A 22999-nucleotide genomic window follows, 5' to 3' on the forward strand; every position below is an offset into this window, starting at 1 on the left:
ACCATATATAATTCGCCTATAATTATCAACTGCATCACTAGGGTCTATTGAAAGTGAGAATACAGCGCCATCACCTATGCCATCATAGTCATTGGTCATGCGCCCTGAAAATCTAAATGCAGATCCAGCAGTAACTCCTGTAGTATATCTGAGGGTTTCTGTATACCCTCCATCTGAGGTTGAATATACTTCAAAAGAGGCTGGCTTTAGTAATGGATTACCGTAATTCTCGAAGACAGCGAATCCAGTGAAAAACTTCAATAAACTCTTAGTTGTGACCAATCTACTAAATGTTTTATTAAAGCCTATCCCAGAAATGTCGACCCCTGCTGATGTCGTTCTCAAGGGGGTTTCTGAAGGCCCGGTCAATAATCTTACAGGAGCTGCGCCACCGCCAAGCCAATTATCAATCGTATTTAGGGGGTCCTTATAGGTCTGTATGGCATTTAGGCAACCTAAAGGATATTGAACCCTACCAGATACGCCTCCTACGCCTCCAAACAGGATCGGTTCAGTTCTTAATATCTCACCTTTATCGGCGTGATTTACAAGCTCTTTCACCAAGCCTTGGTACTTTACTTCTTTTGCAAGTGTGGTTGTGAATCCATTATCCCAGCAGAATGCTGCGAAATCTCCATTGCCTGTTTTCCCGAATATCCTGGCGGCAGCTACAATCTGATCAACATCAAAACAATATGACCCATGAATACCTTCCACCGGATTTGTTTCGAATTGAGAGAAAGTTTGCACAACAGGAATGATACGCGCAGAACCCGTTACCATCATGCAGCCGCCTAAATCAGTCCTCATTTTTCCAAGGTCTTTATCAACCCTTTCTTGAAGAGACCCTGAGGCATAGTACATGCTGTAACTATCTACAAGAAAAACATCATAGTTTCTTGAGAATTTATATTCCCAAGGCGTATTGACCCACATGTAATTTACTGAAAATAGCTTCTTGTTCGTTAGTCCTCTCAAGGTTGAAATCATTTGGTCCTGGTCGGCAACGCTGATTCCTCTACTGGCTGGTTCGTCAACTACGCTATATCCAATGCAGTTTGAAAAACTGTCACACCTCCCAACAATCTCTGATACTGTTCCCTGTCCATGGCTAGATTCAATATTCGTGTTGATAACCACATTCAATCCAGCGGATAGGCAGTTATTCAGTAGCTTAGGCATAGTTCCGTCTATGTCGACAGTGCCATTATTATCAAAATAGCAGTAATGAATGACGGTGTTAAATCCCAAGGATTTTATTCTCAACATTTCGCAAAAGTCGTATGCTGTACCTACGTATATACCACGGAAAAATGCATTATTAGGCATAGCATAAGTTGAGGTAACAACAGCATTTGGTATGCTTGTTCTTTGCAGATTGAGGGTTAGTTCTCCAACATACCTTTGACCTTTAGTGTTTATTATTTTAGTGACTTTATACTGCTTGCCCTTGATACCTTTTACTTCTTTTCCAGTATCAAATGCAGCCTGGATAGCGTCTGACCAGTCATCAGCAACTACAAGGTTGGCGAAATCTTCGATGTAAGCATATACGTCAGTTCGCTTGTTAAGCTTGTCTACATCGGTCTGTTTCGCAGCCCCATTTACTAAATCAACACCGCCTGGAGCAGCTAGAGCAGTGCGCAACGAGGCATCACCAACACCGACCCATGCACCTGGAGAAACGCCACCAGAGCTATCAGGGGTTGAGTTAGCAGGTACGGTTTTTGGAAGTACGCCATCCCAGCGATAATACTCACCATCTCCATCTGGTAACATCCAGCGAAGTGCCTGATCAGCTCGAGTTATGCTTTCTCCAGACTGAAAGGAATCCATCAACTCCCAGCCCATGGAGGATAACTTTTCCTGATAGCGCTTCTCCATTCCATGCCATGTTAATCGCTCAACACCGAATCGGTCTTTCCACTGCTCATTGTCCTGATCGTTAGAAAGATGATCAAAGTTTTCAGCGTTATCGTATAAATCTTTTGCAGCAGCAGACCCCAGCGGATTGCCGGTGTTATAAGTCGTCATATGGGCCTCATAAACGAAAAATCCGCCGAAGCGGGTTGTTTTGATATGGATTAAGCTACATTGCCGGGGTAGGAGGCATTGTCATACTGATAGAATGAGTCGCGATATTCTTTGGCTGTGACCTGGCACGTTCCGTCAGATTGCGGCGCAATCTCTGAGATTAACGCGCTATACCCAACGCGTGATGACTCGCAGAAAATAAGGCGTGGAGGTTCAATTGCCGGGTCATTAAGGATAATACCGCTGAACTCAGGCTGTTCAGGAACTGTTAATTCATAATCGCTGACCTTTGTAACAACCAACAAACCAGAAGCTGAACCATCCTGATATCGTATCAGTGCCCGAGGATTGCTGAAATCCCAGTTAATCTTTTCAGAAACGGAGATTGTTGTCACTCCTCCAGAACTGGATATGTCTTCTATCAGCGTGCTGATAGTCTTGCTTCCAGGTATATCGTCAGTGAACACGATGCGGTCACCGACGTTGTAGCAAAGAGCGTCAAGCTCTGTGGTAGTGGTATGTGTAAGTCTCTGCTGCCTGTATTTCATCAGGCGACGCATACCTATCTGATAAGCACGGTCCTGATCCAAAACTCCGTCTAAGGTATAGTCCTCAATTTTTACAGGAGTTGGATTACCAGGAGTCCTGCACTGCACAGTCTCCTCAGCCCATGTTGTGCCGTTGATGTAAGTCACATCAACACCATCATAATCATCTGCTGATGGTGCAACAAAGGCCGTCTGTAGAGGTTCTGTCATCTCCTGTGGGCTGATTATTCCTGTCCACGTTTTAACGCCCTCCCTTGCTACAGATGCAAGCCCATCTGTAAGGAGAAAATAGCTTTTCCCTGCATTAGTAACCTTCTGAAGCATTTCCAGTGCAGAGACAGAATCCGTAGTGGCATAGTCGAAGAACTCGCTGTCAGGAGTCCAATATGTCGCTTCTAGCGAGTCAATGGCCTCATGGTCCATTGCCAGTCCAAGCTCGTCACCAATGTGATAGAGGGCACCAGATATGGTCCTAGTTCCTCCGGAATCATAAATACGTGTAGCAACAATGTTTACCCGGCGATCAGACTGCGCAGCTAGCTTACCTCCAGTTTCCACTGTCACCGCCATTGTCGTAACGCCAGAATACGATGATGGGCGTGACAACAAACGTCCTCGCAATGACTGCCAGTACATGTTATCTCGGGAGTTACCTTCACCCTGCTCATTCGTCCTTCTGCAACGCACTTCAACCAGCCCAGGTGATCCCAGCGTTACCCGCTCAGTAAATCCAAGCCCGTTAATATTTTTCATGTTGTACGAGCCTGTTTTGCTTGTCCATCCAGAACCAGAGCCATAGACTCGGTACTGAATTTCCCACGTTACAGTTCTGTTCTTTTTGCTTCCACTGTCCTTGTAACCGCAGATTCCGTTTGGGAAGAAGAAATTAACCTCGAACATATCGACGGTTTCATTCTCTGGACAAGCAAGAAACGGACCCATCCATGAGTCATTTTCATTCAGACTGTTTGCATCAAAATCAAGAACAGTACGAGGAGAGAATCCAGGCCATGACGGGTCTTCCTCTCCATCTACCATACGCTCTAACGTCACTGTCCCAGCATCGACATCGAGTATTTTGTATTCACTTCCAGCATGCGAAAGGGAAAGACGTACGTATCCCTCAGGAATACCAGTAAATGCTGTTCCTGTTGCGCTATCGTAAGCCAGAGTGATTGATGCCGTAATGACATCCTCTCCTGGTGGCTCAGAATGAGGTATGTATTCAGAGATGAAAAGTTGATAGTCGACACTGTTGTACCAGAGCGTTACAGGCATGCCTACGTAGGGTGCAATCTCTTCAAGAGCATCACTGGTAATTCTGCTGTAAGGACCATCATTCGTTACGACATATGAATCTGGAACTATTACTTCAACAATTGCACCAACAACCCACGAATCAGGTAGAGTGTCGGTTGTGGTTCCCTCTTCATTGCTAAGTCCATTAAAAGTAATAGTTGTTCCAGAAACAGTCTTCCACCAGCAACGCATGAATCAACAGCCAGCGCTCCCGCTGGCTGTTTTCTTTCAGCCCTCTCCCTCCCGTGCTAATGTAGCAAGCTACGTATTGGCTAATCACAGGTGAAATCGTTATGTCTGATGACGTGACCGGGACGACAACCCATCAGCAGCTAATCAGCTTATTAACCGAGCAGGAGGCGCACTTTCGTGTGGTGGCGCATGAGGCCGTAGGGAAATGCGAAGCGGTCAGTGAAATTCGCGGGACCGATCTCCGCCAGGGTGCAAAAGCGCTGGTCTGTAAGGTAAAAGGCAACGGCGTTAAGAAACATATTCTGGCAATCCTCGCCGCCGATCGGCAGGCCGATCTGAGCCTGCTGGCCAGCCATTTCGGAGGGCTTAAGGCATCTCTCGCCAGTCCGGCCGAAGTGGATGCGCTTACCGGCTGCGTTTTCGGCGCCATTCCCCCCTTCAGCTTTCACCCGGATCTGACGCTGGTCGCCGATCCGTTGCTGTTTGAGCGCTTTGACGAGATCGCCTTTAACGCTGGTCTGCTGGAAAAATCGGTGATTATGGATACCCAGGACTATCTGCGTATCGCCCGTCCTGAACTGGTGTCGTTCCGTAAACAATAAATACAGAGGCTGGCTAACGGTCAGCCGTTTTCCAGCAGCAGCACGGAAGCAATCAAAATAATCGCGATGATAAAAAACGATGAGGAGATAATCAGCGTTTCGACAAACATAGGATCGTTCATGATGCCCTCTGCTTTGCCCATTTCCTTTTTTTTTACTCCCGCAAAATGACAGTTAAATGACAATGACGCGTCCGCGAAATGACAATTTTTCGCTGAAACGATTCGCTGTTAACTCCCCTCCCCTGTATAAAGTCACTGTTTAAATACTTTATTTGTTACCGGTATCACGAAAAGAAATTTACGTAACCCCGATGCCAGATCTCGCAATTGTTAACCTTTTCATGATGGTTAACCTTGTTTACGGAGCACCTCATAAATAAACCTTACACTGGCAAGGTGAATACAATGACCGAGATAATTACCCGTAAAGAAAAAATCAGTTATGGGTTAGGCGATATGGCGAGCCATATTGGGCTGGATAACGTCATTATTTTTCTGACGTTTTACTATACGGACGTGGTGGGGTTACCTGCCGCATTCGTGGGCACTATGTTTCTTCTGGCGAGAACCGCCGATGCCATAATTGATCCGGCGATGGGCTATATCGCAGACAGGACGCGTACCCGCTGGGGAAAATTCCGCCCCTGGATGCTGTGGCTGGCGCTGCCCTTTGGCGCAAGCTGTCTGCTGACCTACGCCGTGCCGGCGTCGCTCGACCTGCACGGTAAAATGATTTTCGCCACCGTCAGCTATACCCTGATGATGCTGATGTATACCGCAATCAATATTCCCTATTGCTCCATGGGCGCGGTAATTACGCCCGACAACGATGCGCGAATTTCCCTTCAGTCTTATCGCTTTTTCCTTGCCACGCTGGGTGGCGCGTTGTCGACATTCTTTATGATGCCGCTGGCAGAGTTTTTAGGCGGCGACGATAAATTACTGGGCTACCGCTGGGCGATGGCCATTATGGCGACCGTCGCGGTCATCATGTTCTGGATCTGCTTCGCGAATACACGTGAACGTATTAAGGCTCCCGCCACCCACAATAATTATCTTGCGGAACTACGGGATTTATTACGAAACGACCAATGGCGAGTTGTCGCCGTCCTGGTATTAACCAATATTGGTTTTGGCGTTATTCGCCTTGGTGCAATGATGTATTTCGTCACTTATTATCTCGGTAGCGCAAGCTATTTTATGTGGATGCTCGGCGCGCATATTCTCGGGAAAGCCGCAGGCAGCGCGCTGGCCAAACGTCTGACGCAGAACGTCAGCAAAGTGCAGATGTTTGGATATTGTTCCGTACTGGCGGGGGTACTCAGCATCGCCCTGTTCTTTGCGCCTAAGTCGGTGCTTATTCTGGTGCCCATGACGTTTATCGTCTCCACCCTTTACCAGGCCACCACCACGCTAATGTGGGTGATGATGGCGGATGTCGCCGATTACGGCGAATGGAAACAGGGCAAACGCATGGACGGCGTGATCTTCTCCACCTTCCTCGCCGTACTCAAGCTGGGGATGGCGATCAGCGGCGCGATTGTTGGCTGGACGCTGGGCTTAAGCGGCTATGTTGCCAATGCCCCGGAACAAACTACCACGGCCATGTACTGCATCATCGCCCTCTTCACCGTCGTACCTGGCATCTTGTCGCTCTGCGCGTTTGCCACGCTGCGCTGGTACAAGCTCGACGACAGCACAATGCAATCCATCCATCTCGCCAAACACCCTGTTTAGAAGGACGCTTTATCCATGAGTGAGCTGATTCAACATTCCAACTGTATCGAATGGCGTTTTGAACGCCAGATCCTGCGCATCGAACCCTGGGGAGAAAACAGTCTTCGCGTCAGGGCCACCTGCTCCCCGGCATTTGATGACGCCTTACAGGCACTGTTACCCGCCGCCCCTTGCCAGGCCGAGATTGTCGCCGAAGCGGAAAGCCTGACGCTGCGCAACGGCAATATTACCGCGACCCTGAACCTTAAAGGTCAGTTGGCCTTCTACAATCAGCGCGGCGAACTGCTGCTGGAGGAGATGTGGCGCCAGCGTTCAACGGTGGGTATCGGTGCTAGCGAGAAGAGTCAGGATAAATATGTCAGCGCCCTGAAGCTGGATGGCCGCGAATTTAAACCGCTGATGGGCGGCAAATATCAGCTCACCGTCCGGTTTGAATCGCGTCCGGATGAACGCATCTATGGCATGGGTCAGTATCAACAGCCGTGGCTGGATCTGAAAGGCTGTACGCTGGAGCTGGCTCAGCGCAACTCCCAGGCCAGCGTGCCCTTTATGCAGTCCAGCCTTGGCTATGGCCTGCTGTGGAACAACCCGGCGATTGGTGAAGCCAGCTTTGCAAAAAATCAGACGGAATGGCGCGCCCGCGTCACAGGAGAGATGGACTACTGGATCACCGCCGCTGACACGGTGGCGGATATCACCCGCCAGTATGTGAAAGCCACCGGTACTCCGCCCCCCGCCCCGGCGTTTATCAGTGGACTGTGGCAGTGCAAATTGCGATACCGCACCCAGCAGGAGGTGCTTGAGGTTGCGCGGGAGTATCGCCGCCGTAATCTGCCGCTGTCGGTGATGGTCATCGACTTTTTCCACTGGCCGAATCAGGGCACCTGGTGCTTCGACCCCGTAGACTGGCCCGATCCTGAAGGCATGGTCGACGAGCTGCGCGAAATGGGTATTGCGCTGATGGTGTCGGTGTGGCCAACGGTAGAGGCGCGCAGCCCCCTCTACCCGCTGATGAAAGCCAAAGGCTGGCTAGTCAGCAGTGAGCGCGGCGTGCAGGTCAACCTCGATTTTATGGGCAATACCACCTTCTTTGATGCGACCCATCCAGAGGCGCGGAAATTCGTCTGGGATACGGTGAAGAAAAATTACTACGACATGGGCATTAAGCTGTTCTGGCTGGACGAAGCGGAGCCGGAATACCGCGCCTATGATTTTGACAACTATCGCTACCACGCCGGTCCGGTACTGGAAGTGGGCAATCGCTACCCGCGTGACTTTGCGCAGGGCTTTTACGATGGGCTCCAGGCAAACGCCGAAACCGACATTGTTAACCTGGTACGCTGCGCCTGGGCTGGCAGCCAACGCTTCGGCGTGCTGGCGTGGTCGGGTGATGTCCACTCCTCGTTCCATGCTTTTCGCAATCAACTCGCCGCAGGACTGAATATGGGGCTGGCGGGGATCCCATGGTGGACGACCGATATCGGCGGCTTCCAGGGAGGGAACGTTAACGACCCGGCATTCCATGAATTGCTGATCCGTTGGTTCCAGTGGGCGGTGTTTACACCGGTACTGCGCATGCACGGCTATCGCGAACCGCAGATCCAACCTCCGGAGCGCTACCGTGACGGTATTCCTCAGTGTAACAGCGGTTCGCCTAATGAGCTGTGGAGTTACGGAGAAGAGAATTACGCCATCATGCAGCACTGGCTTACCGTGCGCGAAACCCTGCGCCCATATATTGACGCGCTGTACCAGCAGGCGCATCTGCACGGAGACCCGCTCATGCGTCCGCTGTTCTGGCACTATCCGAAGGATAAGCAGAGCTGGGCGTGTGAAGATCAGTATCTGTTTGGTGAAGATCTTCTGGTGGCGCCGGTTATGCAGGCCGGTCAGCGTGAGCGCGATGTCTGGCTGCCGACGGGCAATAGCTGGATCGCCCTCAACGGTGAGCGCTACGCCGGTGGGGAGCATATCCGGGTGCCTGCGGCGCTGGAAACCATCCCGGTGTTTATCCGCGAAGGGAGTCCGCTTATCCAGCAACTGGTGGACTGACGTCAGGCAAGTGCCCAAAAATAGACAATTTTTTCAGTAAAGCCTGCCTGCCGTCGCGTTTGCGCGTAAAGTAAGCAGGCTTACTATTTTTGGCAAGGATCCCGTCATGTTCGACCCTACACTACTCATACTTCTGGCCCTGGCTGCTCTGGGTTTTGTCAGCCACAATACCACCGTCGCGATTTCCATTCTGGTCCTGATCATCGTTCGCGTCACACCGTTGAACACCTTCTTCCCGTGGATAGAAAAACAGGGGCTTACCATCGGGATCATTATTTTGACCATCGGTGTGATGGCCCCGATTGCCAGCGGAACGCTACCGGCCTCAACGCTGCTGCACTCCTTTGTGAACTGGAAATCGCTGGTGGCGATTGCAGTGGGCGTTTTTGTCTCATGGCTTGGCGGGCGCGGCGTGACGCTGATGAGCAGCCAGCCTTCTCTGGTGGCCGGGCTGCTGGTGGGCACCGTGTTAGGCGTGGCGCTGTTTCGTGGCGTGCCGGTTGGCCCGCTGATTGCTGCCGGACTGGTTTCGCTGTTTATCGGGAAGTCGTAGTCAGGCTGGCGATATAGCGGGCGGGCGTCTGTCCCAGTCCTTTCTTGAACATGGTGATAAAGGCGGTGGTGGAGTCATACCCCAGCGCCTGCGCCGCCTGCTGGACCGACTTTCCGCCGATCAAAAACTGCAATGCGACAATCAGCTGGAGCTGGTGTCGCCAGCGGCGAAAGCTTAAGCCGGTCTCTTTCACCACCAGCCGCGCCAGATTGCGCTCGCTCATGGCAAAGTGGCTGGCCCACTGCGCCAGCGTCTGCCAGGCGGCAGGTTCGTTTGCCATGGTCTCACTCATCAGACGAATTTTCGGATGCGGAGATACCGGCAGCTGGAGATGCTCCTGCGGTTGCAGGGGCAGTTCATCAAACAGGACGTCAACCAGCCTTCCGGTAGCGGGAAGAGGCAGTTCCTCCTGTGACCTGTCCGCGAGCGCCAGCACCAGCTCCCGCACCAGGGGCGATATTTTCAACCTACAGGTACGCGTCGGCAATTCGAGCGCGCCGGGTTCAATAAACAGCAGGCAGAGCTGCGCGCCGGGCGTCGCCTTGTTGCTGTGCGGCGTTTGACCCGGTATCCACACCGCATACTGGGGCGGCACCATCAGCATCGCGTTCTCTACTTCACAGGTGATCGCTCCTCCCAGCGCCATAATCAGCTGCCCTTTGCGGTGCTGATGCAGCGGAATGTACTGTTCTTGTGCCACCACGCGGATGCGAAAGGCCACCGCCGCGTCGTGCTGGCTATCGGGATCGTAGCCGTCGAGTCCCAGTCCATACATAAAGTTGTCCGATATTAGCGATAAACTGTCATTTTAGCCTGATTTCAACCACGACTTAAATCGGTATGGTATGCGCTCGCCTGAACGTAAGAGACAATAATGACTACTGCTATTCAACCTTCCGGGAAACAGGGCGCGCTGCTGGTTGCAGGCATCCTGATGATCGCCACGACGCTGCGCGTCACCTTTACCGGGGTCGCCCCCCTGCTCGACACCATCCGACAGGACTATGGCTTAAGCACGGCGCAAACCGGCCTGCTCACAACGCTGCCTCTGCTGGCCTTCGCCTTTATCTCTCCCCTTGCCGCAGGCGTCGCCCGGCGCCTGGGCATGGAGCGCAGCCTTTTTATCGCTCTGCTGCTGATTTGCATCGGGATTGGCGTACGTTCGCTGCCGTCGGCCTCGCTGCTGTTTATCGGTACGGCGATCGTGGGCTGTGGGATTGCGCTGGGCAATGTCCTGTTACCCGGATTAATCAAACGTGATTTTCCGGGCCAGGTCGCAAAACTGACGGGGGCTTATTCGCTGACGATGGGGGCCGCCGCTGCCGCAGGGTCGGCGCTGATCGTCCCGCTGTCGCTGGGGAATGCTGGCTGGCACGGGGCGCTGTTGATGCTGATGTTCTTCCCGCTGGTGGCGCTGCTGCTGTGGTTACCGCAATGGCGCCAGAGGCCGGCCGCCACCCTGACCGGCGCGGGCGCGTTGCACAATCGGGCAATCTGGCGCTCGGCACTCGCCTGGCAGGTGACGCTTTTTCTGGGCATTAACTCGCTGATTTACTACGTCATTATCGGCTGGTTACCCGCGATTTTACTTAGCCACGGCTACAGCGAAACGCAGGCTGGCTCCATGCACGGACTTCTCCAGCTGGCAACCGCTGTTCCCGGTCTCGCCATTCCGCTGATCCTGCACCGTCTTAACGATCAGCGTGGCATAGCCGGGCTTGTCGCTCTGATGTGCGCCGTCAGTGCGGCCGGGTTCTGGTTCGCGCCGGGGCTGGCCGTCGTCTGGACGCTGGTGTTTGGCTTTGGATCCGGCGCCACCATGATCCTCGGCCTGACGTTTATCGGACTGCGGGCCAGCTCGGCTCATCAGGCCGCCGCGCTCTCCGGCATGGCACAGTCGATTGGCTATCTTCTGGCGGCCTGTGGCCCACCGCTGATGGGGAAAATTCACGATACCGCCGGAGACTGGCGCATTCCGCTGCTGGCCTGCGCGCTGGCTGCGGTAGTGATGGCCCTGTGCGGCATGCTGGCCGGGCGTGACCGGGAGATCACACCCCGCTGACATTCAAGGCAGACCTGACGGTCTGCTTTTTTTATCCCTGCGCCGCCCGCAGCATGGCCTGTACCAGCACCACCGGGCGCCCTTGAAGCGCAGCCCGCTCATGCTGGAACAGGGTGATGACAAAGAAAGGATGGGTCATCAGCTCTGCCGCGCGGATCTCGCCCTGCTCGTCCCAGCCCGTTACGCGCATGTCGCCCCGCTCAAGCTGGCTGGCAAACTCAGACGAGACGCCGTAATTGCAGTGATAACCTTCATGAATTTCCGGCTTGCCGTACGCTTTGGCAATCAGCGTGTTGTTCCGCAGCTCAATCGCGTCGGTTTTTTCCACCAGCGAGCAGGCCAGCGGCGCAATCACCATCCTCCCCTCGGTATCGGTTTCGGCATGGCCTGCATCGTGCCAGCCCAGCACATTACGGGCATACTCAATCAGCGCATGCTGGAACCCGCCGCAGGTGCCGAGAAAAGGGATGCTGTTATCACGCGCGTAACGCGCGGCAATAAACGCCGCCTCGGTGTTTTTATACGGGCTTGCCGGTACCAGCCAGATGGCATCGTACCCGACCAGGTCTTCGGGGTTGGTCAGCTCAGGCGTGGCGAGCCAGTCATAATCAGCGGTGAGATCCAGAACCGCAGCGGCGTCGTCAATCGCCAGCGGGATCGCCTGGTGCGCAATAACATCGGGATTGTAATCACCAACCAGCGCAATGCGCAGCGTCGTTTTAACCGGGGAGAGTTCCATGAGAGATTCCTTATGCCGGAGGATTTTCAGATAACATAAGGAACCTCAGACTACCGATCTTTTGCAATTATCACAATACCTTAAATTGGGTGGTTAAACGCCGGGTGCTATAGTGTTCTTGCCGAACGTCGCACGGTAGGAGGAAAACGGATGATTCAATGTAAGCGCGTATATGAACAGGCAACGTCAGACGATGGTTACCGGGTGCTGGTAGACAGACTCTGGCCGCGAGGGATAAAAAAGACCGACCTCGCCTGTGATGAGTGGTGTAAAGCGCTAACGCCGTCCAGCGAGCTGCGGAAAGCCTTTCACAGTGAAACGATAGATTTCACCGCGTTCAGTGAAGCCTATCGTAAAGAGCTGGCGCAGCATCAGGATGAAGGCAAACGCCTGGCGGCCCTCGCCCGACAGCAGACCGTGACGCTACTCTATGGGGCGAAAAATACGGAGCAGAATCACGCGCGGGTACTGGCGGACTGGCTGCGTAAACTGTGATTAACCGATTGCCAGCTCATCCACGTTGTGTGGCATCTCGTCGGGAGTAAGCGGCATCAAATGTTCCGGGCGAACAAACGCAAAACCGTGCTGATTATCAAAGGCGTAAACATCACCGGTGACCAGCCACAGCGCACGCGCTGATGTATCAGGTAAATGCGTCATGACGCCGTTAACCGGGTTCACAAAACGCTGGCCCGGCTGACAAAGGCCAAACAGCTCTACGGATTTACCGATATTTCGACGGCCCGCCGTCGTACGCGCACCCACAATTATCGCCATGCTGCCCGGTTTTAACTGAAACATACTTCTTCTCGCAAACGTACCGCCAGAAACTGGCTAAGAATAATCCTAAAGAGAAGTGTATCGCAGTTTTATTGCCGTTGTCATCTGGTCGGTTGCGGGTGATCGCGGCGATAGAGATCCCATTCATCGATCACTTCCCCGCCTGGCAATTTGCACTCGGTACGTACGCCCTGCGGGCTTTGTACAGGGATTTGCTCTCCCCCTTTCTCCAGACAGTACACTGACGCCGGATTTGCCATACCAATAGCGTGCGGCGGTTGAGGCGCATCAGGAGGGGTGGTCTTTGTTGAGCATGCGGCCAGCGGTAAAACCAGCGCCAGGAGAAGATATTTCATTATCATGATCCTTCAGGGTGTTGAAAACGTCAGAGTAACGGGTCATCGCCGTTTTCTCCATGATTTCTCCATTAAACCTGCACGATTCATCCCTATAGTGGTGTCTGTTCTCACTCTGACCAGAGAACATCATTCCGTAATCAAGATGTTTTGCCCCGATCTCAACATCGGGGCTTTTTTTTAGCCTCTCCTTCATCCGCTTCCAGAAGAATCTATAAAATTAATCCAGTTCATGTTTTACTATGACCGGAGTCTATATTTTCAGCATAACATGCAGATACAGAGGTCTTCTGCATGGGAGTCAACCTGCCTCATGTCAGATATCATTCTTGCCCGTGTTTCAGAAACCCTCTCCACCGAGCAATCTCTCGACAGTCTGGTGCGTCAGCTACTGGAAATGCTGGAAATTGTGACGGATATGGAATCAACCTACCTGACCAAAATCGATATCAACGCGCGTTTGCAGCACATTTTATATGCCCGTAACAGCAAGCAAATGCAGATCCCGGAAGGGTTCAGCGTGCCCTGGGACGAAACGCTCTGTAAGCGCGCCATGGATAGCGACACCTTGTTCAGTAACGAGGTGCCCGACCGCTGGCCGGAGTGTGAAGCGGCAAAAGCACTGGGTATTACAACCTATATGAGCGTGCCGGTTCACCTGGCTGACGGTTCTCTGTACGGCACGCTTTGCGCTGCCAGCACCGCACAGAAACAGTTCAGCGAACGTGGCGAGCAGGTGATCAGGCTCTTTGCCGGGTTAATTGGTCAGTACATTCAGAAAGAGTCGCTTGTGCTTCAGCTTCGTGAAGCAAATGCGGCGCTCATTGCCCACTCTTACACCGACGCCCTTACCGGCCTGCCGAACCGTCGCGCCATTTTTGAAAACCTTACCACCCTGTTCTCACTGGCGCGCCATCTTAACCGCAACGTCATGATTGCCTTTATTGATCTCGATGATTTCAAGCGAATCAATGATCAGTACGGTCATGAAGCGGGCGATCGGTTCCTCGTTCAGGTCGGCAATCGACTGACTCACCAGCAAACGCAGGACGAAATTATCGGCCGGCTCGGCGGCGATGAATTTCTGGTTGCCAGCCTGAGTCACAGCGATGATGGCGACGCCAGCACAGAGGTCAACGCTATCAAAACCCGCCTCAACGGCCGTATCGCGGGTGAATATGGGTTAGGTAATGTCACTATTCTCTATCCCGGTGCAAGCTATGGCATCGTTATTGTTGATCCTCACTGCACAGATGAAGATAGTGCCCTGCGCACCGCAGACCTCGCGATGTATCAGGATAAAAAAGGAAAAAACAAAACAGGCTTTGTCGCGTTAGATTAAAACCGTACACTCTACGGCCTTATACAAACTCAAACAGGTGATGGCATGAGAATAGGGATCCTCTTTCCGGTGGTTATTTTTATCACGGCAGTAGTGTTTTTAGGCTGGTTTTTCCTTGGCGGTTACGCCGCGCCGGGGGCATAAATGAGAAAAACGACCCTCATCATGCTGATTGTCGCCATCGTGGCCGTCGCCGGTACGCAGTTTGGCTGGTGGTAACGCCCAAAGTAAAAAGGCCGCCCTCAGGCAGCCTTTTTTAACACAGGTCAGATTTAGCTTTTGATTTTTCTGTAGATAAACAGAACAACCAGCGCGCCAATCACCGCGACGACAAAGCTGCCGAAGTTGAAGCCATCAACTCTGCCAAAGCCGAACAGGGTACTGATCCAGCCACCGACGACTGCACCTACAATCCCCAGAACGATCGTGACGATGAAACCGCCGCCATCTTTGCCCGGCATAATCCACTTCGCCAGGATCCCCGCAATCAGCCCAAAGATAATCCAGGATAAAATTCCCATAGCTTTCCTCTCTGTATGGTTTTTGTCATTAAATCAACGACACAGAAAAGGATAGCACAGGATCTGAGAAAGGAAATTTGTGATAAGAATCACACGGTTCGTTTGAGTAAAATCTGAGCAATAAAAATTGCCGTTCCACACTCATCGTGGGGTTGCATCTTTTACTGAGAAAGATTATCTTTCTCATTACTGAATAGTTGAGCAAATCACTCAGGTATTCAGTACGACATTGCTCACATTGCTTCCAGTATTTCTTGCCCACTTTTTAGTGGGCTTTTTTTTGCCTCACCCCACCAAAATCTGGCGTTTTTTCCCAGGAGGTGAACCGCTATTCTCTGTGGCTACTGAACAGCAAAGTGAATCTGATAACATGAACGTATCGAGCAAGTTCGTCATCTGCCTTAATCTTGTTTCTGCCAGTACGCTACTGTTACTGCTCTCGACACGGTTTGAGTGGTTCTGAGATGTAATGAGTCGGCATGGTGGCTTTCCTTTCAATCACGTGCGGGCTCAACGCGCATACTTGTAGCTTTAATGACCTGTGTTAAGATCCCTGCACCTCAGGACGTGGCGGGACAGCAGGAAAATGAACAAGGCCATTGCCGTTGCTATCATCTCAACCTTTATGGTCGTCCTGTCGCTGTATGCGGTTAACGCCATAATCGTTGAGCAGCAAAAGGACCGGCAGAGGGAGATCTCCCACACGCTCTTACGCTATTCCGAAGACTTGACGCAAAATATCGCCAGTACGCTTAAAAATACCTCCGCGAAGGGATGCGATAGCGCCAGCCTGAACGTCTACCGTACTTTAAAGATGCAGAGTCTCTATTTCGCCGATGTGGGGTTTATTGAAAATGGGAAAATCACCTGCACCGCATTTTGGGGCAAGCTGGCAAATCCCATCGCCCTTCCCTCTGAGCTTCACAACACCCTGAACGGATTCAGTCTGGCGCAATTTTCACAGAAAGATTTTTTTGTAGGCAATGCGACAATTTATAACCATCTTATTATCTTCACATCACGTTCAGCCTACGATAAATTCTCTCCGGTCACCGCCAACTATTCACTTCGTTCTACCACGAAAGATTTCGACCGAACCTTTTTTACCGTTACGTCACCTACAGAAAACCTTAGCCGCTTGTCGTCACTGTTATTCACGCAGACCGTGACGCAGTGCAGCACGCGCTGGGATTTGTGCGTTACCGTCACCCACCACAATGCCGGACTGGCATCGCTCTCCCGCGTAGTGATGGTGCTCCTGTGCCTGTTTTTATACTTTATCTGGGTATCCCTGACGCTGTTTTCTCTTCGACTTTATGAAGATCGACTTTCTCTTGAGCGAACGCTGGTCAAGGCGGTGATAGCGAATACTATCAGCGTTCATTTTCAGCCCATAATTCGGGTTGCTGATAAGAAAATCGTCGGGGTTGAAGTGTTATCAAGATGGCAGGATAACAATCACAAAGAGGTTTCTCCTGAGCTGTTTATCCCGTTAATTAAAAAAATTGGTCTGTATAACGTTTATTATCAGAACATGATAAAGAAATCCCTGGCGGAAATTGCCGCTCTGGCGGCCGAACATCAGTTAATGATTTCACTGAACGTTGGCCGGACGGAAATTGAAGACGGCAAATTTCTGGCGGTATTACGTCATGCATGCTTAGAGAACGCTATTCCCTTATCGTTAATCAAAGTTGAGTTATCCGAGAATGGCGTTTCCACCTCGGCCATCCTCGAAGAGTTTTGTGAGGATCTTAAATCGGCAGGCGTCAAAATTTCAATAGACGATTTTGGCGTGCAAAACTCTAATCTGGCAAGGCTGTCCAATCTCAAATATGACGAAATCAAAGTGGATAAGTCGTTAGTGGATGGCATCAACGAGCATTATAAACAGGATATCCTGGTGATCTTTAGCGACGCGCTCGCTAAACTGCACAAAACCCTGGTGTTTGAGGGAGTCGAAAGCGAAACGCAATATCAGTTCATCGCGCAGAGATACCCCGATGCCCTCGTGCAAGGCTGGTACTTTTCAAAATCACTAACCCGGCACGACCTCGCCAGCCTGCTGGCTTGCTCAGCGCGATGAAGCGTTATTCATTGCCCCATTGATTCAGGAAGTTCGCAATATCGTCAATGCGCGCTTCATCTATCTCCGCCTGGACAGCCATCTCCCGCTGCGCCTCTTCACTGATTTCCTCATTGTTGTATAAGCGAGTGAGCAGCAGCTGAAAATAGTGTGCCAGTGGCGTACGCTCCGCCTCTTCTGGCGGTTTTGCCGTTTCAGTCGCATACTCGTCGACGATGTCATAATACTTGAGCGGGATATCATGGGTCATAGCGTTGTTTTCCGTCTTGTGTGCATAAAAAACGGGAACCCTCAGGCTCCCGTTGTTATTTAACCCAGCGAGTGGATTACATGTTCGCGATAATCGCGTCGCCAAACTCTGAGCATTTCAGCAGTTTAGCGCCTTCCATCAGACGTTCAAAGTCATAGGTGACGGTTTTCGCGTTAATCGCGCCTTCCATACCCTTAACAATCAGGTCTGCGGCTTCGAACCATTCCATATGACGCAGCATCATCTCTGCGGACAGAATGATAGAGCCTGGGTTGACTTTGTCCTGGCCTGCATATTTCGGTGCAGTACCGTGAGTTGCTTCGAACAGGGCGCACTCGTCACCGATGTTCGCGCCCGGGGCGATACCGATACCACCGACCTGCGCTGCCAGCGCATCGGAGATGTAGTCACCGTTCAGGTTCATACAGGCGATCACGTCATATTCAGCAGGACGCAGCAGGATCTGTTGCAGGAACGCATCGGCGATCACATCTTTAATGATGATCTCTTTACCGGTGTTCGGGTTTTTAATTTTCTGCCATGGGCCGCCGTCGATCAGTTCACCGCCGAACTCTTCGGTCGCCAGCTGGTAGCCCCAGTCTTTGAACGCGCCTTCGGTGAACTTCATGATATTGCCTTTGTGAACCAGGGTCACAGAGTCACGATCATTGGTGATAGCGTATTCGATGGCGGCACGCACCAGACGCTTGGTCCCTTCTTCGGAGCACGGCTTGATGCCGATGCCGCAATGCTCAGGGAAGCGAATTTTCTTCACGCCCATCTCTTCGCGCAGGAATTTAATCACTTTTTCTGCATCAGCAGAATCCGCTTTCCATTCGATACCGGCGTAGATGTCTTCAGAGTTTTCACGGAAGATGACCATGTCGGTCAGTTCCGGGTGCTTAACCGGGCTTGGAGTGCCCTGGTAGTAACGCACCGGACGCAGACACACATACAGATCCAGTTCCTGACGCAGCGCCACGTTCAGGGAGCGAATGCCGCCGCCAACTGGCGTGGTCAGAGGACCTTTGATAGCAACGCGATAGTCGCGGATCAGGTCCAGCGTTTCGGCTGGCAGCCAGACGTCCTGGCCATAAACTTGAGTCGATTTTTCACCGGTGTAAATTTCCATCCAGGAAATTTTACGCTCGCCTTTGTAGGCTTTCTCAACAGCGGCATCAACCACTTTCAGCATTGCCGGGGTAACGTCTACGCCGATACCGTCACCTTCGATGAACGGGATAATCGGGTTGTGAGGAACGTTAATCTTGCCGTTTTGCAGGGTGATCTTTTTACCTTCCGCCGGAACAACTACTTTGCTTTCCATTAACCTCTCCTTCGAGCGCTTCTGGTTGTTACTGATCTTATGTTAATAAATTGTAATGAGCCTTCCGATAGTACCTGATTGTCCGACGCCATGAAAGGTCTTCGTTATTAGGCTATAATGCGGCAATTGATAACGCCTGAAAATACCATGACGAAAACTTCTTTTAGAAAACACCGGGTTGAGCGATTCAGCTCACGACAAGCCACCAGAAGAACGCCAGAACCCCAGCCAACGCGGGTCATACTGTTCAATAAACCCTATGATGTATTGCCGCAGTTTACCGACGAGGCCGGGCGCAGCACGCTGAAGGATTTTATCCCCGTTCAGGGGGTCTACGCGGCCGGGCGTCTGGATCGCGACAGCGAGGGGCTGCTGGTGCTTACCAATGACGGCGTGCTCCAGGCCAGGCTTACTCAGCCGGGCAAACGTACCGGAAAAATTTACTATGTGCAGGTTGAAGGCGAGCCGGACGACGCGTCGCTGGCAAAGCTGCGCAACGGCGTAACGCTGAACGATGGTCCTACCCTGCCAGCTGGTATTGAGCGCGTGAATGAACCCGAGTGGCTGTGGCCGCGCAACCCGCCGATTCGTGAGCGCAAATCGATTCCCACCAGCTGGCTTAAAATCACCCTTTATGAAGGCCGCAACCGACAGGTCAGGCGCATGACTGCGCATGTGGGCTTCCCTACCCTGCGACTCATTCGCTACGCCATGGGCAGCTACACGCTGGACTCGCTGGCTAACGGGGAATGGCGGGATGTTACCCCTAAGGAGAACTGATGTTTAAACCCCATGTTACGGTCGCCTGCGTGGTCCACGCGCAGGGGAAATTCCTGGTGGTGGAAGAGACCATCAACGGCAAAGCGCTTTGGAATCAGCCAGCCGGGCATCTTGAAGCCAACGAAACCTTATTGCAGGCAGCGAAACGCGAGCTCTGGGAAGAGACGGGTATCCGCGCCGAACCGCAGCACTTTATCCGTATGCATCAGTGGATAGCGCCTGACCAGACACCTTTCCTGCGCTTTTTATTCGCCGTTGAGCTTAACGAAACGTGCGCCACTGAACCGCACGACGACGATATCGATCGCTGCCTGTGGATGACCGCAGACGAGATCCTGAACGCGCCAAACCTGCGCTCGCCGCTGGTTGCGGAAAGCATCCGCTGCTGGCAGTCTGCGGCTCGCCTGCCGCTGGATGTCATTGCAGAATTTAACTGGCCGTTTACAGAGGGTGTCAATGGTGGGGGGGCGTGATAGAATACGCCGCCTTGAAGTTCAATGTCGTGAGTATTCCATGTCAGATAACAGCCAGAAAAAAGTGATCGTCGGCATGTCCGGCGGTGTCGATTCCTCCGTTTCCGCCTACCTGTTGCAGCAACAGGGCTATAAGGTTGAGGGCCTGTTCATGAAGAACTGGGAGGAAGACGATGGCGAGGAATACTGCACTGCCGCTGCGGATCTCGCCGATGCGCAGGCCGTGTGCGATAAGCTCGGCATCGAACTGCACACCGTTAACTTTGCCGCAGAATACTGGGACAACGTTTTTGAACTCTTCCTCGAAGAGTACAAAGCGGGCCGCACGCCAAACCCGGATATCCTGTGTAACAAAGAGATCAAATTCAAAGCCTTCCTGGAATTCGCCGCGGAAGATCTGGGCGCAGACTACATTGCGACCGGCCACTACGTGCGTCGCGCGGATGTGAATGGTAAAAGCCAGCTGCTGCGCGGTCTGGATGGCAATAAAGATCAGAGCTACTTCCTCTACACGCTGAGCCATGAACAGATTGCCCAAAGTCTGTTCCCGGTCGGCGAGCTGGAAAAGCCGGAAGTGCGTAAGATTGCTGAAGATCTGGATCTGATCACCGCGAAGAAAAAAGACTCCACCGGTATCTGTTTTATCGGCGAGCGTAAATTCCGCGAGTTCCTGGGGCGCTACCTGCCTGCACAGCCGGGCAATATCGTCACCGTTGACGGTGATGAGATTGGTCAGCACCAGGGGCTGATGTACCACACTCTCGGCCAGCGTAAAGGTCTGGGTATCGGCGGCACCAAAGAGGGCAGCGAAGATCCGTGGTACGTGGTCGACAAAGATGTCGAAAACAATATTCTGGTGGTGGCTCAGGGTCACGACCATCCGCGCCTGATGTCCGTTGGACTTATCGCGCAACAGCTGCACTGGGTCGATCGCGAGCCGCTGAAAGGCACGCTGCGCTGCACTGTGAAAACGCGCTACCGCCAGACGGACATCCCTTGCACCGTCACCGCACTGGATGACGATCGCATTGACGTGCGTTTCGACGAACCGGTTTCCGCCGTTACCCCTGGCCAGTCAGCTGTTTTCTACAGCGGCGAAATTTGCCTCGGCGGTGGGATCATTGAACAGCGCCTGCCGCTGCCTGCTGTTTAAACCGTTTGCACACATAAAGGAGACCGTGTGGCGAAGAACTATTACGACATCACCCTGGCGCTGGCGGGAATTTGCCAGTCAGCCCGTCTGGTGCAACAGCTGGCGCATCAGGGTCATTGCGATGCTGATGCCCTGCACGTTTCACTCAACAGCGTTATCGATCTTAACCCAGGTTCCACGCTGGGCGTCTTTGGCGGCAGTGAAACCAATCTTCGTCTCGGTCTTGAAACCCTGCTCGGCGTGCTCAACGCCAGCAACCGTCAGGGGTTGAACGCGGAACTGACCCGCTACACCTTAAGCCTGATGGTGCTGGAACGTAAGCTGAACGCGGCGAAAGGCGCAATGAATACCCTGGGCGATCGCATCGCCGGGCTACAGCGCCAGCTCGACCACTTTGACCTCCAGTCTGAGACCCTGCTGAGCGCGATGGCCGGTATCTACGTCGACGTAATTAGCCCGCTCGGCCCGCGTATTCAGGTCACCGGTTCGCCTGCCGTATTGCAAAGCCCACAGGTACAGGCGAAGGTACGCGCTTCGCTGCTGGCAGGCATCCGTGCCGCCGTGCTGTGGCAACAGGTCGGCGGTGGCCGCCTACAGCTCATGTTTTCTCGTCATCGCCTGACGACTCAGGCAAAACAAATTCTTGCTCATTGTTAACCTCCCGGAGTTGCGAATTATGGAATTATCCTCACTGACCGCCGTATCCCCTGTCGATGGACGCTACGGCGATAAAGTCAGCGCGCTGCGCGGGATCTTCAGCGAATATGGCCTGCTGAAGTTCCGTGTTCAGGTTGAAGTGCGCTGGCTGCAAAAGCTGGCCGCCCAGACAGCAATCAAGGAAGTTCCTGCTTTTGACGCAAAGGCAAACGATTACCTTGATAAAATCGTTGCTGAGTTCAGCGAAGAAGATGCCGCGCGTATTAAAACCATCGAACGCACCACCAACCACGACGTGAAAGCGGTTGAATACTTCCTGAAAGAGAAAGTGGCAAGCGTCCCTGCCCTGCACGCGGTATCTGAATTTATTCACTTCGCCTGTACCTCTGAAGATATTAACAACCTGTCTCACGCGCTGATGCTCTCTACCGCACGCAAAGAGGTGGTACTCCCTTACTGGCGTAAAATCATCGATGCGGTGAAAGCGCTGTCCGTGGAATACCGCGATATTCCGCTGTTGTCCCGTACTCACGGCCAGCCAGCAACCCCATCCACCATGGGTAAAGAGATGGCGAACGTGGCGTACCGCATGGAACGCCAGTATCGTCAGCTGGAGCAGGTTGAGATCCTCGGCAAAATCAACGGCGCGGTGGGTAACTACAACGCCCACATTGCGGCGTACCCGGAAGTGGACTGGCACCAGTTCAGTGAAGAGTTCGTGACGTCTCTGGGGATCCAGTGGAACCCGTACACCACCCAGATTGAGCCGCACGACTACATCGCTGAGCTGTTTGACTGCATTGCGCGCTTCAACACCATCCTGATCGACTTCGATCGTGACGTCTGGGGCTACATCGCCCTGAACCACTTCAAGCAGAAGACCATCGCCGGGGAAATCGGTTCGTCCACCATGCCGCACAAAGTGAACCCAATCGACTTCGAAAATTCCGAAGGTAACCTGGGCCTGGCGAATGCCGTGTTGCAGCATATGGCGAGTAAGCTGCCGGTCTCCCGCTGGCAGCGCGACCTGACTGACTCCACGGTGCTGCGTAACCTGGGCGTGGGTATTGGCTACGCGCTGATCGCCTACCAGTCCACCCTGAAGGGTGTGAGCAAGCTGGAGGTGAACCGCGACCGTCTGCTGGACGAGCTGGATCACAACTGGGAAGTGCTGGCGGAGCCGATTCAGACGGTGATGCGTCGTTATGGCATCGAAAAACCGTACGAGAAACTCAAAGAGCTGACCCGCGGTAAACGCGTTGATGCTGAGGGTATGAAACAGTTTATCGATGGTCTGGCGCTGCCCGAAGAAGAAAAAGCGCGCCTGAAAGAGATGACCCCGGCAAACTATATTGGCCGCGCCATTACTATGGTTGACGAGCTGAAGTAATCACCCTCCCCCTTTCCACCCGGAAAGGGGGCTGCTTTTCATCATCGTGTCGACGTTCACACCC

25 protein-coding genes and 1 pseudogene are annotated in these 22999 nt (G+C 52.7%); 16 read left to right on the top strand and 10 right to left on the bottom strand.

Annotation, left to right across the window (positions count from 1 at the left end):
- On the bottom strand, positions 1 to 2034 hold a 2034-nt coding region (locus IPZ49_RS23110), incomplete at its 3' end, for a hypothetical protein (protein ID WP_227754077.1).
- Positions 2035 to 2084: 50 nt separating this feature from the next.
- Positions 2085 to 4055: pseudogene (locus IPZ49_RS10140) on the bottom strand (host specificity factor TipJ family phage tail protein); the annotation flags it as partial.
- A 119-nt stretch (positions 4056 to 4174) separates the two neighbouring features.
- Here IPZ49_RS10140 and IPZ49_RS10145 point away from each other — a divergent pair.
- Complete coding sequence (locus IPZ49_RS10145) at positions 4175 to 4675, top strand: YbaK/prolyl-tRNA synthetase associated domain-containing protein (RefSeq protein WP_023299826.1); 501 nt, start codon at positions 4175 to 4177, stop codon at positions 4673 to 4675.
- A gap of 20 nt (positions 4676 to 4695) precedes the next feature.
- Here the strand turns inward: IPZ49_RS10145 and yoaI are convergent, their stop codons facing one another.
- On the bottom strand, positions 4696 to 4797 hold the full coding sequence (yoaI, locus tag IPZ49_RS23115; RefSeq protein WP_017384693.1) for a small membrane protein YoaI: 102 nt from the start codon (positions 4795 to 4797) through the stop codon (positions 4696 to 4698).
- 285 nt (positions 4798 to 5082) lie between these two features.
- Here yoaI and IPZ49_RS10150 point away from each other — a divergent pair, with 285 nt between their 5' ends.
- From IPZ49_RS10150 to IPZ49_RS10160, 3 genes are all read left to right on the top strand, one after another.
- Positions 5083 to 6414 (top strand): glycoside-pentoside-hexuronide (GPH):cation symporter, encoded by a 1332-nt coding sequence (locus IPZ49_RS10150; RefSeq protein ID WP_023305891.1) that lies wholly within the window; start codon positions 5083 to 5085, stop codon positions 6412 to 6414.
- 15 nt (positions 6415 to 6429) lie between these two features.
- Positions 6430 to 8466, top strand: a complete 2037-nt coding sequence (locus IPZ49_RS10155; protein ID WP_058647130.1) for a TIM-barrel domain-containing protein — start codon at positions 6430 to 6432, stop codon at positions 8464 to 8466.
- 106 nt (positions 8467 to 8572) lie between these two features.
- Positions 8573 to 9019, top strand: a complete 447-nt coding sequence (locus tag IPZ49_RS10160) for a DUF441 domain-containing protein (protein ID WP_003857881.1) — start codon at positions 8573 to 8575, stop codon at positions 9017 to 9019.
- Here IPZ49_RS10160 and IPZ49_RS10165 read toward each other — a convergent pair.
- Positions 9003 to 9794, bottom strand: a complete 792-nt coding sequence (locus tag IPZ49_RS10165; RefSeq protein WP_058647129.1) for a helix-turn-helix transcriptional regulator — start codon at positions 9792 to 9794, stop codon at positions 9003 to 9005. The genes IPZ49_RS10160 and IPZ49_RS10165 overlap by 17 nt on opposite strands.
- A gap of 99 nt (positions 9795 to 9893) precedes the next feature.
- On the opposite strand from IPZ49_RS10165, the gene IPZ49_RS10170 reads away from it, so the two are divergent.
- Positions 9894 to 11081, top strand: a complete 1188-nt coding sequence (locus IPZ49_RS10170) for a CynX/NimT family MFS transporter (protein WP_023299822.1) — start codon at positions 9894 to 9896, stop codon at positions 11079 to 11081.
- A 31-nt stretch (positions 11082 to 11112) separates the two neighbouring features.
- Here IPZ49_RS10170 and IPZ49_RS10175 read toward each other — a convergent pair whose 3' ends face one another.
- Entirely contained in the window at positions 11113 to 11820 is a 708-nt protein-coding gene (locus tag IPZ49_RS10175; RefSeq protein WP_063146092.1) for a CTP synthase, read from the bottom strand.
- Positions 11821 to 11970: 150 nt separating this feature from the next.
- Here IPZ49_RS10175 and IPZ49_RS10180 point away from each other — a divergent pair, with 150 nt between their 5' ends.
- On the top strand, positions 11971 to 12315 hold the full coding sequence (locus IPZ49_RS10180) for a DUF488 domain-containing protein (RefSeq protein WP_045621401.1): 345 nt from the start codon (positions 11971 to 11973) through the stop codon (positions 12313 to 12315).
- Here the strand turns inward: IPZ49_RS10180 and IPZ49_RS10185 are convergent, their stop codons facing one another.
- Together IPZ49_RS10185 and IPZ49_RS10190 are read right to left on the bottom strand one after the other, a co-directional pair.
- Entirely contained in the window at positions 12316 to 12621 is a 306-nt protein-coding gene (locus IPZ49_RS10185; RefSeq protein ID WP_023299820.1) for a hypothetical protein, read from the bottom strand.
- Positions 12622 to 12701: 80 nt separating this feature from the next.
- Positions 12702 to 12956 (bottom strand): DUF333 domain-containing protein, encoded by a 255-nt coding sequence (locus IPZ49_RS10190; protein ID WP_015570791.1) that lies wholly within the window; start codon positions 12954 to 12956, stop codon positions 12702 to 12704.
- Positions 12957 to 13269: 313 nt separating this feature from the next.
- On the opposite strand from IPZ49_RS10190, the gene IPZ49_RS10195 reads away from it, so the two are divergent.
- Genes IPZ49_RS10195 through yoaJ form a run of 3 tightly spaced genes read left to right on the top strand, consistent with a single transcriptional unit; the run spans position 13270 to position 14517 of the window.
- A complete protein-coding gene (locus IPZ49_RS10195; protein WP_063146094.1) occupies positions 13270 to 14298 on the top strand; it encodes a sensor domain-containing diguanylate cyclase in 1029 nt (342 codons plus the stop codon).
- A 45-nt stretch (positions 14299 to 14343) separates the two neighbouring features.
- Entirely contained in the window at positions 14344 to 14442 is a 99-nt protein-coding gene (locus IPZ49_RS10200) for a YoaK family small membrane protein (protein ID WP_015570793.1), read from the top strand.
- Positions 14443 to 14517, top strand: coding sequence for a protein YoaJ (yoaJ, locus tag IPZ49_RS23450; protein ID WP_071841870.1), 75 nt, complete (start codon positions 14443 to 14445; stop codon positions 14515 to 14517).
- Positions 14518 to 14570: 53 nt separating this feature from the next.
- Here the strand turns inward: yoaJ and IPZ49_RS10210 are convergent, their stop codons facing one another.
- The gene (locus tag IPZ49_RS10210; protein ID WP_022647775.1) at positions 14571 to 14819 is read right to left on the bottom strand and encodes a GlsB/YeaQ/YmgE family stress response membrane protein; all 249 of its coding nucleotides are present in this window, start codon (positions 14817 to 14819) and stop codon (positions 14571 to 14573) included.
- Between the two features lie 370 nt (positions 14820 to 15189).
- Here IPZ49_RS10210 and yncL point away from each other — a divergent pair, with 370 nt between their 5' ends.
- The gene (yncL, locus tag IPZ49_RS10215; protein ID WP_071524166.1) at positions 15190 to 15282 is read left to right on the top strand and encodes a stress response membrane protein YncL; all 93 of its coding nucleotides are present in this window, start codon (positions 15190 to 15192) and stop codon (positions 15280 to 15282) included.
- A gap of 123 nt (positions 15283 to 15405) precedes the next feature.
- Positions 15406 to 16905 (top strand): cyclic diguanylate phosphodiesterase, encoded by a 1500-nt coding sequence (locus IPZ49_RS10220; RefSeq protein WP_063146095.1) that lies wholly within the window; start codon positions 15406 to 15408, stop codon positions 16903 to 16905.
- A gap of 4 nt (positions 16906 to 16909) precedes the next feature.
- On the opposite strand, the gene IPZ49_RS10225 is transcribed toward IPZ49_RS10220, so the two are convergent.
- Together IPZ49_RS10225 and icd are read right to left on the bottom strand one after the other, a co-directional pair.
- The gene (locus tag IPZ49_RS10225) at positions 16910 to 17155 is read right to left on the bottom strand and encodes a DUF2543 family protein (RefSeq protein ID WP_022647773.1); all 246 of its coding nucleotides are present in this window, start codon (positions 17153 to 17155) and stop codon (positions 16910 to 16912) included.
- 76 nt (positions 17156 to 17231) lie between these two features.
- Positions 17232 to 18482, bottom strand: coding sequence for an NADP-dependent isocitrate dehydrogenase (gene icd, locus IPZ49_RS10230; protein ID WP_003857898.1), 1251 nt, complete (start codon positions 18480 to 18482; stop codon positions 17232 to 17234).
- Positions 18483 to 18599: 117 nt separating this feature from the next.
- On the opposite strand from icd, the gene rluE reads away from it, so the two are divergent.
- From rluE to purB, 5 genes are read left to right on the top strand one after another with little or no spacing between them, the layout of a single operon-like run.
- On the top strand, positions 18600 to 19262 hold the full coding sequence (gene rluE, locus IPZ49_RS10235) for a 23S rRNA pseudouridine(2457) synthase RluE (protein ID WP_022650805.1): 663 nt from the start codon (positions 18600 to 18602) through the stop codon (positions 19260 to 19262).
- On the top strand, positions 19262 to 19735 hold the full coding sequence (locus IPZ49_RS10240; RefSeq protein WP_063146096.1) for an NUDIX hydrolase: 474 nt from the start codon (positions 19262 to 19264) through the stop codon (positions 19733 to 19735). Before rluE ends, IPZ49_RS10240 begins: the two co-directional genes overlap by 1 nt.
- A gap of 40 nt (positions 19736 to 19775) precedes the next feature.
- Positions 19776 to 20888 (top strand): tRNA 2-thiouridine(34) synthase MnmA, encoded by a 1113-nt coding sequence (gene mnmA, locus IPZ49_RS10245; protein WP_063146097.1) that lies wholly within the window; start codon positions 19776 to 19778, stop codon positions 20886 to 20888.
- Between the two features lie 27 nt (positions 20889 to 20915).
- Positions 20916 to 21545 carry a high frequency lysogenization protein HflD gene (gene hflD / locus IPZ49_RS10250; protein WP_006809213.1) on the top strand — a complete coding sequence of 210 codons (630 nt, stop codon included), beginning with the start codon at positions 20916 to 20918 and terminating at the stop codon, positions 21543 to 21545.
- Between the two features lie 19 nt (positions 21546 to 21564).
- A complete protein-coding gene (gene purB, locus IPZ49_RS10255) occupies positions 21565 to 22935 on the top strand; it encodes an adenylosuccinate lyase (protein ID WP_023305884.1) in 1371 nt (456 codons plus the stop codon).
- The last annotated feature ends 64 nt before the right edge of the window (positions 22936 to 22999 follow it).

Origin of the sequence: Enterobacter cloacae complex sp. S2, assembly GCF_015159675.1 — a bacterium.
GTDB classification, from domain to species: domain Bacteria; phylum Pseudomonadota; class Gammaproteobacteria; order Enterobacterales; family Enterobacteriaceae; genus Enterobacter; species Enterobacter intestinihominis.

What these genes read in the sequence shown, in the direction of transcription:
- IPZ49_RS10145 (WP_023299826.1), top strand. Translation starts at nt 4,175, where the DNA reads ATGTCTGATGACGTGACCGGGACGACAACCCATCAGCAGCTAATCAGC.
- yoaI (WP_017384693.1), bottom strand. Translation starts at nt 4,797, where the DNA reads ATGAACGATCCTATGTTTGTCGAAACGCTGATTATCTCCTCATCGTTT.
- IPZ49_RS10150 (WP_023305891.1), top strand. Translation starts at nt 5,083, where the DNA reads ATGACCGAGATAATTACCCGTAAAGAAAAAATCAGTTATGGGTTAGGC.
- IPZ49_RS10155 (WP_058647130.1), top strand. Translation starts at nt 6,430, where the DNA reads ATGAGTGAGCTGATTCAACATTCCAACTGTATCGAATGGCGTTTTGAA.
- IPZ49_RS10160 (WP_003857881.1), top strand. Translation starts at nt 8,573, where the DNA reads ATGTTCGACCCTACACTACTCATACTTCTGGCCCTGGCTGCTCTGGGT.
- IPZ49_RS10165 (WP_058647129.1), bottom strand. Translation starts at nt 9,794, where the DNA reads ATGTATGGACTGGGACTCGACGGCTACGATCCCGATAGCCAGCACGAC.
- IPZ49_RS10170 (WP_023299822.1), top strand. Translation starts at nt 9,894, where the DNA reads ATGACTACTGCTATTCAACCTTCCGGGAAACAGGGCGCGCTGCTGGTT.
- IPZ49_RS10175 (WP_063146092.1), bottom strand. Translation starts at nt 11,820, where the DNA reads ATGGAACTCTCCCCGGTTAAAACGACGCTGCGCATTGCGCTGGTTGGT.
- IPZ49_RS10180 (WP_045621401.1), top strand. Translation starts at nt 11,971, where the DNA reads ATGATTCAATGTAAGCGCGTATATGAACAGGCAACGTCAGACGATGGT.
- IPZ49_RS10185 (WP_023299820.1), bottom strand. Translation starts at nt 12,621, where the DNA reads ATGTTTCAGTTAAAACCGGGCAGCATGGCGATAATTGTGGGTGCGCGT.
- IPZ49_RS10190 (WP_015570791.1), bottom strand. Translation starts at nt 12,956, where the DNA reads ATGAAATATCTTCTCCTGGCGCTGGTTTTACCGCTGGCCGCATGCTCA.
- IPZ49_RS10195 (WP_063146094.1), top strand. Translation starts at nt 13,270, where the DNA reads ATGTCAGATATCATTCTTGCCCGTGTTTCAGAAACCCTCTCCACCGAG.
- IPZ49_RS10200 (WP_015570793.1), top strand. Translation starts at nt 14,344, where the DNA reads ATGAGAATAGGGATCCTCTTTCCGGTGGTTATTTTTATCACGGCAGTA.
- IPZ49_RS10210 (WP_022647775.1), bottom strand. Translation starts at nt 14,819, where the DNA reads ATGGGAATTTTATCCTGGATTATCTTTGGGCTGATTGCGGGGATCCTG.
- yncL (WP_071524166.1), top strand. Translation starts at nt 15,190, where the DNA reads ATGAACGTATCGAGCAAGTTCGTCATCTGCCTTAATCTTGTTTCTGCC.
- IPZ49_RS10220 (WP_063146095.1), top strand. Translation starts at nt 15,406, where the DNA reads ATGAACAAGGCCATTGCCGTTGCTATCATCTCAACCTTTATGGTCGTC.
- IPZ49_RS10225 (WP_022647773.1), bottom strand. Translation starts at nt 17,155, where the DNA reads ATGACCCATGATATCCCGCTCAAGTATTATGACATCGTCGACGAGTAT.
- icd (WP_003857898.1), bottom strand. Translation starts at nt 18,482, where the DNA reads ATGGAAAGCAAAGTAGTTGTTCCGGCGGAAGGTAAAAAGATCACCCTG.
- rluE (WP_022650805.1), top strand. Translation starts at nt 18,600, where the DNA reads ATGCGGCAATTGATAACGCCTGAAAATACCATGACGAAAACTTCTTTT.
- IPZ49_RS10240 (WP_063146096.1), top strand. Translation starts at nt 19,262, where the DNA reads ATGTTTAAACCCCATGTTACGGTCGCCTGCGTGGTCCACGCGCAGGGG.
- mnmA (WP_063146097.1), top strand. Translation starts at nt 19,776, where the DNA reads ATGTCAGATAACAGCCAGAAAAAAGTGATCGTCGGCATGTCCGGCGGT.
- purB (WP_023305884.1), top strand. Translation starts at nt 21,565, where the DNA reads ATGGAATTATCCTCACTGACCGCCGTATCCCCTGTCGATGGACGCTAC.